At 43.3% G+C, this 14,393-nt stretch carries 13 protein-coding genes; 9 read left to right on the plus strand and 4 right to left on the minus strand.

What is annotated here, in order from left to right; all coding sequences use genetic code 11:
- Window positions 1-12 precede the first annotated feature (12 nt).
- From TW85_RS18990 to TW85_RS19000, 3 genes are read left to right on the plus strand one after another with little or no spacing between them, the layout of a single operon-like run.
- Window positions 13-498: a TRAP transporter small permease gene (locus tag TW85_RS18990; RefSeq protein WP_046018717.1), complete on the plus strand. Its 486-nt coding sequence runs from the start codon at window positions 13-15 to the stop codon at window positions 496-498.
- The gene (locus tag TW85_RS18995) at window positions 492-1,769 is read left to right on the plus strand and encodes a TRAP transporter large permease (RefSeq protein WP_046018718.1); all 1,278 of its coding nucleotides are present in this window, start codon (window positions 492-494) and stop codon (window positions 1,767-1,769) included. Before TW85_RS18990 ends, TW85_RS18995 begins: the two co-directional genes overlap by 7 nt.
- Window position 1,770: 1 nt before the next feature.
- Entirely contained in the window at window positions 1,771-2,523 is a 753-nt protein-coding gene (locus TW85_RS19000; protein WP_046018719.1) for a M15 family metallopeptidase, read from the plus strand.
- A 98-nt stretch (window positions 2,524-2,621) separates the two neighbouring features.
- On the opposite strand, the gene TW85_RS19005 is transcribed toward TW85_RS19000, so the two are convergent.
- Complete coding sequence (locus tag TW85_RS19005) at window positions 2,622-3,473, minus strand: SDR family oxidoreductase (protein ID WP_046018720.1); 852 nt, start codon at window positions 3,471-3,473, stop codon at window positions 2,622-2,624.
- Between the two features lie 131 nt (window positions 3,474-3,604).
- Between TW85_RS19005 and TW85_RS19010 the strand changes: the two genes are divergently transcribed.
- On the plus strand, window positions 3,605-4,501 hold the full coding sequence (locus TW85_RS19010) for a LysR family transcriptional regulator (protein ID WP_046018721.1): 897 nt from the start codon (window positions 3,605-3,607) through the stop codon (window positions 4,499-4,501).
- 444 nt (window positions 4,502-4,945) lie between these two features.
- Here TW85_RS19010 and TW85_RS19020 read toward each other — a convergent pair whose 3' ends face one another.
- The 3 genes from TW85_RS19020 to TW85_RS19030 form a co-directional block, all read right to left on the minus strand.
- Complete coding sequence (locus TW85_RS19020) at window positions 4,946-5,749, minus strand: LuxR C-terminal-related transcriptional regulator (protein WP_046018723.1); 804 nt, start codon at window positions 5,747-5,749, stop codon at window positions 4,946-4,948.
- Between the two features lie 142 nt (window positions 5,750-5,891).
- Window positions 5,892-7,280 carry an aspartate aminotransferase family protein gene (locus tag TW85_RS19025; RefSeq protein WP_046018724.1) on the minus strand — a complete coding sequence of 463 codons (1,389 nt, stop codon included), beginning with the start codon at window positions 7,278-7,280 and terminating at the stop codon, window positions 5,892-5,894.
- Between the two features lie 269 nt (window positions 7,281-7,549).
- Window positions 7,550-8,269, minus strand: a complete 720-nt coding sequence (locus TW85_RS19030; protein WP_046018725.1) for a GntR family transcriptional regulator — start codon at window positions 8,267-8,269, stop codon at window positions 7,550-7,552.
- Window positions 8,270-8,489: 220 nt separating this feature from the next.
- On the opposite strand from TW85_RS19030, the gene TW85_RS19035 reads away from it, so the two are divergent.
- From TW85_RS19035 to TW85_RS19055, 5 genes are all read left to right on the plus strand, one after another.
- Window positions 8,490-9,827, plus strand: coding sequence for a glutamine synthetase family protein (locus TW85_RS19035; protein WP_046018726.1), 1,338 nt, complete (start codon window positions 8,490-8,492; stop codon window positions 9,825-9,827).
- A 297-nt stretch (window positions 9,828-10,124) separates the two neighbouring features.
- Window positions 10,125-11,222, plus strand: a complete 1,098-nt coding sequence (locus tag TW85_RS19040) for a polyamine ABC transporter substrate-binding protein (protein ID WP_046018727.1) — start codon at window positions 10,125-10,127, stop codon at window positions 11,220-11,222.
- 236 nt (window positions 11,223-11,458) lie between these two features.
- A complete protein-coding gene (potA, locus tag TW85_RS19045; protein WP_046018768.1) occupies window positions 11,459-12,619 on the plus strand; it encodes a polyamine ABC transporter ATP-binding protein in 1,161 nt (386 codons plus the stop codon).
- A complete protein-coding gene (locus TW85_RS19050; protein ID WP_046018728.1) occupies window positions 12,616-13,572 on the plus strand; it encodes an ABC transporter permease subunit in 957 nt (318 codons plus the stop codon). Before potA ends, TW85_RS19050 begins: the two co-directional genes overlap by 4 nt.
- On the plus strand, window positions 13,572-14,393 hold the full coding sequence (locus TW85_RS19055) for an ABC transporter permease subunit (RefSeq protein ID WP_046018729.1): 822 nt from the start codon (window positions 13,572-13,574) through the stop codon (window positions 14,391-14,393). Before TW85_RS19050 ends, TW85_RS19055 begins: the two co-directional genes overlap by 1 nt.

Consider the following 14,393-nt stretch of genomic DNA (forward strand, 5'->3'; position numbering starts at 1 on the left):
TTTGAGGCTGTTATGACCTTAGATATTATCCGATCAGGTATTTATCGCCTGTTAATGTCTTTATCCAAGACGATACTTGCTTTAAATGTGCTGCTGATACTCTACAGTGTGTTTACTCGCTATATTTTGAACTCTGCACCTATCTGGTCGGATGAACTTTCAAGGTACGCCATTATTGCCAGCGTCATGCTGGTTATGTCTTGCGCCTATGTGGACGCAAGACATATGAAGGTGTCTTTTCTTGAAGACGTGGTCAATGATTTTACCCGCCGTTTGATTAAATATTATCAGTGGTTTGTGCTGTTAGCGGTCGCTTTATTCTTTACCTTTATTAGCACTAAGTACTCCTTATCCATGGGGCGTTTCACCAGTATGGGGTTAGGCGTCAGTAAAACCTTGCCTCTTCTGAGTATGCCGATTGGTTTTGCCGCTTTATTTTTAATGGTGTTATTACAAGGACCTTTTCCAACTAAGAAAAAAGAGGATGAGGCATGTTAACCGCCATTATTATTACCTTTTTAATTAATATACTGCTGGGTATTCCGCTTTATATTTGCCTGATTCTAGCCTCGTTAGTTGGCTTTTATTTTATTGATTTCTCCCTTGCGTATCGCATGGTGCCACAGCAATTTTTTGGTGGTATTGACTCTTTTGCGCTCATGGCGATCCCGCTCTTTATATTGGCGGGTAACCTGATGAACTCTTCAGGCTTAACTTCTCAGCTCATCCGCTTGGCTAATTCTTTGGTTGGGCATTTACGTGGCGGTCTAGGCTATGTGAATGTGGTTTCCAGTGTCTTCTTTGCTGGCGTAAATGGCTCCGCAGTGGCTGATACTTCTGCCTTAGGTTCTTTGTTAGTGCCTGCCATGAAAAAAGAAGGTTATGCCACCAGTTATGCGGCAGGGTTAACCGCTGCTAGTTCCTTAATTGGACCTATCATTCCGCCTAGTATTTTCATGATTCTCTATGCGTCATTAACCAATACATCCGTAGGGGATTTGTTTTTAGCAGGTGTGATTCCAGGTCTTTTGTTGGGCGGCGCCTTTATTGTGATGAACTATCTCTATGTGAGAAAGGTGGGTCTTAAAAGCCAAACAGATAGATCCAGTCTGAAAGGTGTCTTAATTGCGCTTTGGTATTCTGCCCCGGCTTTGCTGGCGCCTTTTATCATAGTTGCCAGTATTGTATTTGGGTTTGTGACACCGACTGAATCTGGTGCACTGATTGTGGCCTATGCGCTTTTGTTAGTCTTGCTAAATCGCAGTTTATCCTTGAAGAAACTGGGTGAGGCGATTGCAGATACCGCGATTTTAACAGGCAGTATCTTTGTCATTATTGCGGCATCCTCTGTGGTGAGTTGGTTATTAGCCTATGCTCAGTTACCTTCGGAGCTAGCACTTTTATTAGCGCCCTTTAAAGAAAATCCAACCACTGTGTTGCTCATCATTAGTTTGATGACCTTCTTTATCGGCATGTTAATGGAAGAGGTTTCAGCGTTAATGCTGCTGACACCTGTCTTCTTTCCTGTGGCAATTGCCTCGGGTATCGATCCTATCCATTTTGGTGTCGTGATAACCGTGAATATTACAATCGCCCTGATCACGCCACCTATGGGAGCCTGTGTTTTTGTGGCCGCAGCGGTCAGTAAGTTAGATATTCTGGAGATGTTTAAGAGTATTTGGCCCTTTGTGTTAGTGGCAATCTGTGCCCAAATTCTGGTGATATCTTTACCTAGTTTAACCTTGTTCTTACCAGGTGTTTTTAACTGATATGAAGCATTTAATAGAGACGCCAATCCCGAGTACCTCAGAGTTTTCTTGGGAGCTTTATAAAGAGATTCCGATACTTGATACGGGAGAAGATCTAATCCCCTTAAGCACATCGGATCGACTCGTGACTTATCCTTTTTACGCAAAAATGGGCATAGCCACCGCTATGCCAGAATGCTTTGTGCGAGAAGGGGTGTTTGAAAAGTTGCATCAGGCAACCAAACTTATTCCATCGAACATCAAGATAGTGGTGCTAGATGGCTGGCGTCCTTATTCAGTACAACAGTACTTGTATGACACCCTGATTAATATTTTGAAGAAGAGTTTCCCAGATCACTCTGAAAGCCATTTGCATGAAAAAGCAAAGCGACTCGTTTCACCGCCCAGTGCAGATGTTAAATCGCCTAGTCCACATCTTACGGGAGGCTCAGTAGATGTGACTCTATGTGATGAAATGGGGCGTTTTTTAGAGATGGGCACTCACTTTGATGAGGCCAATGAACGTTCTTGGACTGACGCCCTTGAAACTGAAAAAAGTGATAAAAGCAGGGCAAAAGAAAATCGACGTATCCTTTATCACGCCATGTTAGAGGTGGGGTTTACTAACCTGCCTAGTGAATGGTGGCATTATGATTTTGGTAATCAATTATGGGCCTATCGAACCGGCCAAGAGGAAGCCCTCTATGGATCAACTCGCCCTAGAGACATTATTAAACAATGGGAAAGCGAGATAGTAGAGAACAAATTTATTTGAGTTTAGTTTAAGCATCCTAATGAATTTCCGTTAGGTTTACGCCACACTTTTTTACCCAAAAGCGTGGCGTTTTTTTAGGATAAAGCGCTTAAAAGCCTTTAAAGAGCGGCTTTAATCGAATCCTGAATCATGGTGGTTGGACGGCCAATTAGCTGGCTTAGAGTGTGGCTATCGTTGAACAAAGCACCTTCTAGCATTAGCGCATCAGAGTCTGCCAATACCGCTGCAAAGCCTTCAGGTAAACCAATTTCTACTAACATAGCAGTATAGTCCGCTTCGCTTAAACCTTGATAAACAATGGCTTGGCCTGTCTGCTTAGCTATCTCAGCAGCGTAGTCTGCTTGGGTAAAGGCTTGATCACCTGCTAGTTCATATACTTTGCCAATATGAGCCTGAGAGTCGGTGAGTACAACGGCAGCCGCTTCGGCATAATCAAGGCGAGCAGCAGGGGCTATTTTCCCTTCACCACCGGCACCCACAACGGCTTTGTGTTCTAGTACCGCCGCAAGATTGCCTGTGTAGTTCTCGTTGTACCAGCCATTACGCAGTACAGCAGCAGGGATACCTGAGTCTTTAATCGCTTGCTCTGTGACCTTGTGCTCTTGCGCTAAAATCATTTTTGATGTGTCTGCTTTTAGCAAGCTGGTGTAAGCAAGAAAGCTCACCTTCGCTTCTTTCGCTGCATCAATAACTGCTTGGTGTTGCGGCGCTCTTTGGCCTACTTCACTGCCAGAAATCAATAATAGCTTGTCCACACCTTGTAACGCAGTTGCTAGCGTATCAGCTTGGTTATAATCTGCTTTACGCACCTGAATCCCCTGCGCTTTAAGTGCCTCTGCTTTTTCTGGGCTACGTACTAATGCAATAACCTGATCCGCAGAAACGCGCTTAAGTAGTTCAGCAATAACCAATTGGCCTAGTTGTCCATTTGCACCTGTTACAGCAATCATAATTTTCTCCTAAATATTTTATTTAAAGTGTTAAGGCTGATGCTTTTGGGCTCGCCCTAGCAATGCAACAAAGTATGGGGAATAATGATTGTGTCGAATAGATGGTTAAAACTTAATGGAGTGTTCGGGTTTTGAGTACAATTGATTTTTCACATCTTAAGCATATGGCGATCTTTGTCACAGTCGTAGAAGCAGGCAGCTTTGCTGCAGCCGCTCGTAAGCTTCATTCCAGCCGATCTAGAGTGAGCGAACAGGTTGCTCAGTTTGAGGCGGCTGCTGGTATGCGCTTATTACATAGGTCAACACGCCAACTGGCTTTAACCTCAGAAGGGGAAAAGGTGTATGCCAAGGCGAAAGTCTTGCCTCAACTTATCCATGAGATAGAAGCCGTAGCGTCCCCCGCTGAGCCAAGCGGTCGTGTGGCGATTAGTACTACCCATGATATTGCGATTAAGCATCTGATTCCTGTGTTGAATGAATTTCAGCGACGCTACCCTAAAGTACAAGTTGATCTGATTATTTCGGATCAGAAGATGGACCTTATCGCCGAGCAAATCGACATGGCGATACGCATCGGCTTGCCGAATGACGATTCCTTGATTGGCCGTGTTATGTATGAAGAGCGTTCAACCTTATATGCAAGCCCTGCTTATCTTAAAGAGCATGGCATGCCTAAAAGCATAGAGGAGCTTGCTCAGCATAAATGGATATCCTTGACTCAAATGAGCCAAAACGGCGAGCAAAATCTGCTACATGACGAGCAGCATTATCATTTCACCCCAAGTCATTATCATCAAACTAACTCTCCCTTAGTCGCCCAAAGCATGACGCTGGCTGGTTATGGTATAGGGGTACATTTACCTCTGACGGTGAAGGATGAATGTAAGGCAGGGTTGCTTGTACCGATCGGATTGGGGATGAGTGCTTTTAGTGCTGTTTTTACCCTAGTTTATCCGTCCAGGCGACAGGTTCCGGCTAGGGCTAGAGTTTTAATAGACTATCTGCTATCCGCTGATATCTTCTCTTAAAAGCTGCTGTGCTTGATTATGTTTTGTTAAAAAGCAACTCAAAATGCTCACTTATCACGATAAGCTCCGCTTTTTCGTTTACTTTTTGCCTCACCTAATCTTCGCTCGCGACGCTTTTTGGTGGCATTAAGATAGTTGTACTTAAATTGAAGGAGAGCTGCTGCGCTCGGCTTTCTGTTAGCAATGACTTTGTTTTGGATTGCTTTGAGGTTATTCCTTGGTGAAGGCTTTTGCTTTTTTGATTCTAAGGAGCCTTTAAAAACGAACTGAGCGAAGGTCAGACAAGGCAAGCTGTGACGAAAAATGTGAGCTTATAGTTATAAGTGAGCATTTTGAGAAGCAGCTTAACGAAGTATGGCCGATGATCAGGCGTTTTATCCTTCAAGGTGAGCATTTTGAGGAAAAGTTTAACGCAGCATGATCGATGATCAGACGTTTTAACCCCTAATGAGAGTCGAGCTCGTTCAGATGTGCGAGGAAGAGGGTAAAGATCTCCGACTGGGTCGAGGTATCGAGTCGAGTATGTATATTCTTCCTATGTACCTTAACTGTGCCTAAACTAATATTTAGTTGGTTAGCGATCACTTTCGATGAGTGGCCTTGTAATATAAGGCCTGATATCTCTTGTTCGCGTTTTGTTAGTATGCCTCGGCCAAAGCTGCTGAGGGCTTGTTTCATAACGCTGTCGGACTTCTCGTACTGCACATATTCATGGGATTGAGATAGCCAGAATTGTCTCACTAGGGAGGCAATAACAGGGAAGATATCCTGTAGGTGGTGCATCTCATTACGTGTGATTGTACCAAGGCTAGTCTTGCGGTTTAGGGAGATAGCAAAGGTGACTTTCTCGTCCAGATGTATGATGAGGTTGACCTCATCCACTAGGTCAAAATTCTTATAACAGGTTTGGTAATACTCTGTTTGATCAAATGAGTCTGGGGCGATTTCGGCCAGTCGGCTCACGCCTTCATTCGCACCGCTTTGTATCTTGTTGAAAAGCGGGTCCAAGATAAAGGCTTTATTAATATATTGGTGCAAGGTTGGGCTTTGCTCAGCTGGGTCAGTAGGGAAGAGCATAATGGGTTTAAAAGACTTTTTATAAGTCACCATGAGGGCACTGTTAAAGTGGCATTGTGTCTCTAAAAAATCGGCTAGGGCTTTAGGGAAACTACGCAGGCGGATATGGTCAATGAGTGCTGCAAGATCCTTATGTAGGGAGTCATTGTCTTGAGCGTATCTGTTATGCATGGCAAGTTTCTCGTTATGACTTTGAGTGTATGAGCCGTTAAGTCCTCCCTTTACTATAACGGCTTTTTACAAAATGGGTGTTATCTGTGAATGGCGTCCTGCCACTCATCTTCTATGATATTCCTGATAACAACGAGTAAGTTTAGCGATCTCTTACATCTGCCAAGGTTAGGTTAAAGCAATGGCGTGCCTTTTCACATAACTCGTCGACTTCTTCATGGCTAATGACAAGGGGTGGTGATAGCACCATACGGCTACCCACGGCACGCATAATTAAGCCGTTTTCAAAGCAGTGATCACGGCAAATTAAGCCAACATCTACATCATCGCCGAAGAAGGTTTTACTGTCTTTATCTTTTACTAAAGCAATACCTGCAACGAGCCCAACCCCTTCAATATGGCCAACAAGCGGGTGGTTTTCTAAGACATTTCTAAGCTGGTTTTGAAAGTATGGGCCTATGTCATCTTTTACATATTGCACGATATTCTCTTGCTTCATCAGGCGGATATTTTCTAGTGCTACAGCCGCAGCAACAGGGTGGCCTGAATAGGTATAACCATGGTTGAAATCATCATCATGGGCGAGCAGTGTTTCGCTGATGCGTTTTCCTACTGCCACAGCCGCAATCGGCAGATAGCCAGAAGACAAACCTTTTGCCATGGAAATAATGTCTGGTTTGATATTAAAGGTATCGCTACCAAACCAACCGCCAGTGCGGCCAAAACCACAGATAACTTCATCGACTGCCAATAAAATATCGTACTTTTGGCAAATTCTTTGAATCTCAGGCCAGTAACTTGCTGGTGGCACTATGACACCGCCAGCCCCTTGAATAGGCTCAGCAATAAAGGCGGCAACACGATGGGCACCAAGGGCGAGAATCTTTTCTTCTAGTGCTTGAGCACAGACAAGGCCAAATTCATCAGGTGTCATATCACCGGCTTCACCATACCAATAAGGTTGGCAAATACGTTCGATATCTGGCACTAAAGGTGCACCTTGTTTATGCATGCCACTCATGCCGCCTAAGCTTGTACCAGCGAGTGTACTGCCGTGGTAAGCATTCTCGCGGCTGATGATGACGCTTTTTTCCGGCTGCTCTTTTAGCACCCAATGGTGTCTTACCAAACGTAATATTGTATCAATTGCTTCTGAGCCTGAGTTGGCAAAAAAGATGTGATCCAAGCCTTCAGGGGTAATACTCGCGACTTCTTTCGCCAGCTTAGCTGCTGGCAAGTGGGTCGTTTGAAAGAAGGTGTTGTAAAAAGGCAGTTGCTGCATTTGCTTGGTGGCAGCGTCCACTAACTCTTGGCGACCATAACCCATGTTGACGCACCAAAGGCCTGCCATGCCGTCCAGCATCTTATTGCCATCTTGGTCCCACACATAAATGCCTTGGGCTTTGTCGATAACACGAGCGCCCTTGTCATTGAGTGCTTGGCTATTGGTAAAAGGGTGAAGGTGGTGTGTGGCATCCATTTCCTGCACATCTTGTCTGCTAAAAGTCACTGTGTTGTTCTGGTCTAGCATCACTTACTCCTCGGGCAAAGCCGCACAAAGGTTATCTCTGTTTCATTCTATTACCAGGTAAAAGTCAGCCTGATTTTGAATACTGCTTGATGATTATTTAATCTAATGTGATTTTTATTTTGTGATCACAAAATTTAAAAGTCAAACAAAAATATTGGAAAACTGAATGTGTCTCTTGTATTTCAGCTAGTTATAAGTGGGGGATAAAGGAGAATAAAAAGAGGGTTTAAAATTGATTTTAGGAAGGCGATAAAGCCGTAATAGAGAGATTAATTACGGCCTGCGTAGGCACACTCTTCGATAAAGTGGTGCAGTCTTTCTGGGGTAGAAACAAAGGCAATACCTTCGCGAATATCAGCATTGATAGCGAGCTGTAGTGCAAGGGCATCTTTGTTCTCTATGGCTCTCATTGCCTCATCGTGGCGGTCTATCACATAGTGTTCTTTAAGGTGGCGACTGGCTAAACTTAAAAATGGACCTAGCTGTAACCAGAGACTTTCGATGAGAGGCATACTAATTTGATGTGGGTTTGCAGTATAAAGTGCGCGATGGAAGTCTTGATTTAAGAGATTGATTCTTTCTAAGTTACCTTCTTCTTGGGCCGCATCAATAAGTCGGTCTAATTCTCTCAATTCCTTTAATTTAGGGTTATCTATATAAGGTAAGGCGCGTGAAGCCGCATGGGATTCGAGTGCCATTCTGGCTTCACAAAGTTCAGTGAACTTCATTGCCGTCATGTTAGGCACCATGACACGACGATTATCTTTTATCTCTAATGCATTCTCCGTTGCTAATTGACGTAGCGCTTCACGCACAGGCATAGGGCTAACCCCTAATATGCCTGCTAACTCTCTTATGGTAAGCGCTCGTCCCGGTAAGATCTGCCCATTCATGACGGCATGGCGTAATGTTTCATATACCCATTTAGAGATAGTTACACTCTCATCCCGTTCAGTTAAGGTAAATTTTATCGGTGATTTCTTATCCATAGTTTTTATATTTCTGGCTAAATTTCATCATATTCTAAAGCGATCATCTTATTGGTTGAATCTTTATTTTGAAAAAATAACAGAAGATGACCAATATTACATAAAAGCCTTTGCTTAGTGTATTTGTGATCACGAAAGTAGTAGTGTGAATTATAACATTACAAAATGACATAAATTTGCGCACTCATGCTGCGACAAAGATTATTAGAGAGAATCTAAAATGCCTGTTCATAGCGAAAAAGAATTCGATCTGTTTATTACTGACTTAAACGGTAACTTACGTGGTAAGCGCATGCCTGCCAATTCAATCAATAAGGTGATGGAAGAGGGGGTTAAGCTACCTCGTTCTGTTATCGGCTTTGATTTTTGGGGCGATGATGTGCTGGATAATGGTTTGGTATTTGAAACCGGCGACAGTGATGGCATTTGCATGCCAGTTCATGAAGAGCCTATTCCTGTTTCTTGGGCAGAGTCTCCGCGCGCACAAATACTGGCCACCATGTTTAACCCAGATGGAACGCCTTTTGGTGCTGATCCGAGACAGGTATTAGCGGGTGTGGTTGATAAGTTTAAAGCACTAGGTTTAACCCCTGTGGTGGCGACTGAACTTGAATTTTACCTGATGGACGCTAAGTCCGAAGAAACTCAGCGCCCTCAACCTCCTGTGTTAGTAGAAGGTCATGGTCGTCGTTTAATCGAGACAGATTGTTACTCGATTGATGAAATGGATGGTTTATCGTCTTTCTTTGCAGAAGTGAGAAAGGTTTGTGAAGAGCAAGGCGTACCTGCTGACACTATTATTTCAGAGCTTGGCCCTGGTCAGTTTGAGATTAACCTAGAGCATGTGGATAACCCTATGCTAGCAGGTGATCAGGCCATTATGTTTAAGCGTCTAGTAAAGGGCCTTGCACGTAAACATGGCCATCTTGCTACCTTTATGGCGAAACCTTATGCCAAGAAGAGTGGTAACGGCTTCCATGTACATTTCAGCCTGTTAAATGAAGCGGGTGATAATGTATTTGATAATGGCGGTGAAGAAGGTACAGATGTTCTTAAACATGCTGTTGCAGGTTTGATGCATACCATGGCTGATAGCATGCTAGCGTTTGCGCCCCATATGAACTCATATCGTCGCTTTATGGTAGGTGCCCATGCACCAACATGTGCCAGCTGGGGTTATGAAAACCGTACTGTCGCGATTCGTATTCCAGATAGTCCAAATGTTGCTCGTCGTATCGAACACAGGGTGTCAGGTGCAGATGCTAACCCTTATCTTGTGCTGGCGACCATTCTTGCTGGTGCCCTGTATGGTATCGAGAATAAGCTGATGCCGCCTTCTCCTATTACAGGTGATGCTTACACAGAAGTGAACCCTGCCTTGGTGTTGCCTAATAAGTGGGATGATGCCACAGAGAGCTTCTTTAAAAGTGATGTGCTAAGAGAGTATTTGGGTGAAGAATTTGTTCGCGTTTTTACGGCTGCTAAACGTCAGGAGCAGAGAAAACTTCATGAACAGATTTCAGATATCGAATACGAATCTTACCTAGGATACTTATAAAAAATACCCTAATTAGCCATTTATTCGATTTAACTCATTGAAATACAATGGCTTTTCAAAATACCCTTAAAGGGGTATATAGATACAGATAGGGCTGGCGTAAATTTAATACTGCAGATGAAGAGTGTTAAAGAAGAGAGGCAATAAAGTTTCTCTTCTTATAAAAAAATAAAAAAAATCGATGTTTTGATGAGCTAAATATGAAAGGAGAAGCCTGAGCCTTTCTTGGCCTCATTGTTGCTTTTAAATCATCATATAAATTGCGTAGCTAAGGCTACACTAATTGGAGAAATTAACATGCATCATAAGAAACTTGGCTTAGCTGCCGCTCTTACTTTAACGCTGACAGCGCCAATGACAATGGCAAAAGACACGGTTGTGAATATCTACAACTGGTCTGATTATATTGACCCAGCCATTCTGGAAAAATTCGAAACCCAAACAGGCATCAAAATTAACTATGATGTATATGACTCTAACGAAGTGCTTGAAGCTAAGTTGATGTCAGGTTCAACGGGTTATGATGTTGTTATGCCGACGGGGTCTTTTTTAGAGCGCCAAGCACTAGCAGGCGTATATGCTGAAATCGATCGTAGCCAACTAAAAAATATTGGCAACCTAGATGCTGAAATGGCGAGTAAAGTGGCATTGCACGATGCAGGTAACAAGCATAATGTGCCATACACTTGGGGAACCATTGGCCTTGGCTACAATGTTGATATGGTTAAAGCGCGTCTAGGAGATGTGCCTGTAAATAGCTGGGATCTAGTTTTTGATCCTGAGATCGCTGCAAAGTTGTCTGATTGTGGTGTCAGTGTTCTAGACTCTCCTGCTGAAGTGGTTTCTGTGGCATTGAACTATTTAGGTCTTGATCCTAACTCTGAGAAAAAGTCTGACCTGAAAAAAGCCTCTAAGCTGATCTCAGCCTCTCGTTCAAGCTTTACGAAATTCTCTTCTTCACAATATATTTCTGATCTAGCCAATGGCGAACTATGTGTTTCTATGGGTTACAACGGTGATGTATTGCAATCTCAAAGCCGTGCTATTGAAGCGGATCAAGGCATCAATATTAGTTACATCATTCCAAAAGAAGGCTCTTTGGTATGGTTTGATTTGATGGCAATTCCTGCGGATGCACCACATAAAGAAGCCGCTCATAAGTTTATCGACTTTATCCTGCAACCAGAAAATGCAGCAGGCGTATCTAACTATGCTTTCTATGCGGTACCTAATAATAAGGTTGAACCTTACTTATTAGAAGAAGTGAAAAATGATCCTTCGATTTATCCAACGGATGACATTAAAGAAAAGCTTTTCACTCAAAAAGCACACTCAGTTAAGTTCGATCGTTTATTAACTCGTGCTTGGACTAACATTAAAACAGCACGTAATTAAATAAGGATAAGGGAGGCGAAATTGCCTCCCTTATTTTTCCTAAACTTTGAGATAACTTATTGTCTTAAAAATAAAATATTTGCTAGTTTTAAATTGAGCCACTAGCTAAGTGTTCTCCTAACTGAATATTTAGTTAGCGATTCAGTAAATAGCTACCTATCTTCGACAAGTCTTGTTCAGGCTTGATGGGGGCTGTTAGAGCCATTTTATATAATAATTTTAATCGAGGGTTTGCCATGTCTTTCTCTGAGCAGATTGTGCCCAGTCCAACGTCAGCTGAACAGTTACCACTTTGGAAACAAGAAGGTGCTGAGCCATTTTTACGGATAGAAAATGTCACCAAAAACTTTGGTGAATTTAAGGCGGTGGATAATATTTCGCTGGATATCTATAAAAAAGAGCTTTTCTGTTTATTAGGCGGCTCAGGCTCTGGCAAGAGTACTTTATTGCGCATGTTGGCAGGCTTTGAAACGCCAACCAGTGGCCGTATCCTGATTGATGGTGTGGACATGGCGGGCATTCAACCATGGGAACGTCCCGTCAATATGATGTTCCAATCCTATGCATTATTTCCTCACCTCTCAGTGGCTGACAATGTGGCTTTTGGTCTTAAGCGTGAAGGCGTTGCAAAAGCGGAAATCAAAAAACGTGTGGCTGAGATGCTAGACATGGTTCAACTTGGTCATCTAGGTAAGCGTAAACCGCATCAGCTATCGGGTGGTCAAAGGCAGCGTGTCGCACTGGCTCGTGCTTTGATAAAACGTCCTAAGCTTTTGTTGCTGGATGAGCCGCTAGGTGCCTTAGATAAAAAGCTAAGAGAAGAGACTCAGTTTGAGTTAATCAATATTCAAGAAGAGTTAGGTGTCACCTTTGTGGTGGTAACCCATGACCAAGAAGAGGCCATGACACTTGCGACCCGTATTGGGGTAATGAATCAGGGCATCATAGTGCAGACAGATGAGCCACATGATGTGTATGAGTATCCTAACAGTAAGTTTGTGGCGGACTTTATCGGCTCGGTCAACATGTTTGAAGGTAAGGTGATTCAAGACGAGCCAGATAGTGTACAGATAGATTCAAAAGAAGCGGGTACGACCTTATTTGTGAATCACGGTATTAGCTGCTCGCCTGATCAGGTTGTTAATGTGGCGATTCGTCCTGAAAAGATTCGAATTTCTAAGAAAGAGCCTGAAAAAGGTGTCAACTGCATACAAGGTATCATAGAAGAAATCGCTTATATGGGCAGTCTATCTGTCTTTAGAGTGCGACTAGCATCAGGTAAAGAGGTCAGAGTGACTCAGCCTAACTTCACTCGAAGCATGGGTGACAGATTTACTTGGAATGATGCTGTCTTTTTACACTGGGATGAAGATAGCAGCGTGGTACTTACATCATGAGCATGTCCTTAGGTTCGGCTGTGATGGACCGCATGGCAGCCAAGTTGCAGAAATATAACTTCGTGAAGAAGATAAACTGGGGAAGAGCGGTTGTTGCTGGTATTCCTACCTTTTGGTTAGGGCTTTTCTTCTTTGTTCCTTTTCTTGTGGTTTTCAAAATCTCGCTAACAGAAGCAGCGATTGCGATTCCGCCTTATTCCGAGTTACTTGAGTGGGATCTAGAAGAAGCCTATATCTCCATCAAGATAAATTTAGGTAACTACCTCTTTTTGTTTGAGGACGACTTTTACCTAGATGCTTATTTAAGCTCGGTAAAAATTGCAGTGTTATCGACTTTCTTTACCTTGCTAGTGGCCTTTCCTATTGCCTATGCCATCGCAAAATCAGATGGCTCTACACGTGTTTTATTATTGGCTTTGGTGATTCTACCTTTTTGGACCTCTTTCCTTTTAAGGGTTTACGCCTGGATGGAGTTCTTGAAAAAGAACGGCATAGTGAATGAGTTTTTGCTGACAATTGGTGTTATTGATGAACCACTTATCATGCTGCAGACCGACTTTGCCGTTTATATCGGTATTGTTTATACCTATCTGCCTTTCATGGTTTTGCCTTTATACAGCGCCTTGGAAAAAATGGACGGCACCTTGTTAGAGGCTGCTCAAGATTTGGGTAGTAAGCCTACTCAAAGCTTCTTCTTAGTCACCTTACCTTTAGCTATGCCAGGTGTGATAGCAGGTTGTGTCTTGGTCTTTATCCCTGCAGTAGGTGAGTTTGTTATTCCTGCACTGCTAGGTGGTGCGGATACCTTGATGATTGGTCGTGTGCTTTGGGATGAGTTCTTCCTCAACCGTGATTGGCCTATGGCATCGGCTGTTGCCATTGTGATGCTAGTGGTCTTGGTCTTACCCATAATGTTGATACGTAATTCTCAGGGCAAAGGGGAGGCAGTCTAATGCAAACTAAATCACGTTTTTTAACCGTAACAGCAGGTTTAGGTTATCTGTTTTTATATGCACCTATCTTCTCTTTGATTATCTACAGCTTTAACAAATCTAAGCTGGTAACTGTCTGGGGTGGCTGGTCACTAAAATGGTATAGCGAGCTGTTTGAAAATGAGCAGATCATTAATGCGGCTCTGCTTAGCCTGAAAATTGCCTTTATCAGTGCCACCTTGGCGGTGGTACTTGGCACCATGGCAGGCTTTGTTTTGAGCCGCTTTGGGCCTTTTAAAGGCAAGATGATTCTCTCTGGTTGGGTAACAGCGCCTTTAGTCATGCCTGAGGTAATCACAGGTTTATCTTTGCTCTTATTATTTGTGGCAATGGAAGGTTTGTTTGGCTGGCCATCAGGTCGTGGCACGCTGACCATCATTATTGCTCACACGACTTTCTGTTTGGCTTATGTGGCAGTGATAGTGCAGTCACGTTTAGCTTCTATGGATGAAACCCTAGAAGAAGCGGCGATGGATTTAGGGGCGAAACCTGGGTCACTCTTTTTCTTGGTGACCTTGCCTTTGATCATGCCTGCCATTATTTCAGGTTGGTTGTTGTCATTTACCTTGTCTTTGGATGATCTGGTCATTGCCAGCTTCGTATCAGGCCCAGGTAACAGTACCTTGCCTATGGTGATCTTCTCGAAAGTGAGATTAGGAGTCACACCTGAGGTGAATGCACTCGCAACCTTGATGATAGCGGTTGTGGCGATTGGTGTGATTGGCGCTGTGTATCAAATGCGCCGCCAAGCAACACTGACAGTCAAATTAGATGATAAATAG

Origin of the sequence: Marinomonas sp. S3726 (genome assembly GCF_000967665.1) — a bacterium.
GTDB lineage: Bacteria > Pseudomonadota > Gammaproteobacteria > Pseudomonadales > Marinomonadaceae > Marinomonas.

Excerpts from the sequence above, each read along its gene's own strand:
- TW85_RS18990 (WP_046018717.1), top strand. The coding sequence starts at position 13 with ATGACCTTAGATATTATCCGATCAGGTATTTATCGCCTGTTAATGTCT.
- TW85_RS18995 (WP_046018718.1), top strand. The coding sequence starts at position 492 with ATGTTAACCGCCATTATTATTACCTTTTTAATTAATATACTGCTGGGT.
- TW85_RS19000 (WP_046018719.1), top strand. The coding sequence starts at position 1,771 with ATGAAGCATTTAATAGAGACGCCAATCCCGAGTACCTCAGAGTTTTCT.
- TW85_RS19005 (WP_046018720.1), bottom strand. The coding sequence starts at position 3,473 with ATGATTGCTGTAACAGGTGCAAATGGACAACTAGGCCAATTGGTTATT.
- TW85_RS19020 (WP_046018723.1), bottom strand. The coding sequence starts at position 5,749 with ATGCATAACAGATACGCTCAAGACAATGACTCCCTACATAAGGATCTT.
- TW85_RS19025 (WP_046018724.1), bottom strand. The coding sequence starts at position 7,280 with ATGCTAGACCAGAACAACACAGTGACTTTTAGCAGACAAGATGTGCAG.
- TW85_RS19030 (WP_046018725.1), bottom strand. The coding sequence starts at position 8,269 with ATGGATAAGAAATCACCGATAAAATTTACCTTAACTGAACGGGATGAG.
- TW85_RS19035 (WP_046018726.1), top strand. The coding sequence starts at position 8,490 with ATGCCTGTTCATAGCGAAAAAGAATTCGATCTGTTTATTACTGACTTA.
- TW85_RS19040 (WP_046018727.1), top strand. The coding sequence starts at position 10,125 with ATGCATCATAAGAAACTTGGCTTAGCTGCCGCTCTTACTTTAACGCTG.
- potA (WP_046018768.1), top strand. The coding sequence starts at position 11,459 with ATGTCTTTCTCTGAGCAGATTGTGCCCAGTCCAACGTCAGCTGAACAG.
- TW85_RS19050 (WP_046018728.1), top strand. The coding sequence starts at position 12,616 with ATGAGCATGTCCTTAGGTTCGGCTGTGATGGACCGCATGGCAGCCAAG.
- TW85_RS19055 (WP_046018729.1), top strand. The coding sequence starts at position 13,572 with ATGCAAACTAAATCACGTTTTTTAACCGTAACAGCAGGTTTAGGTTAT.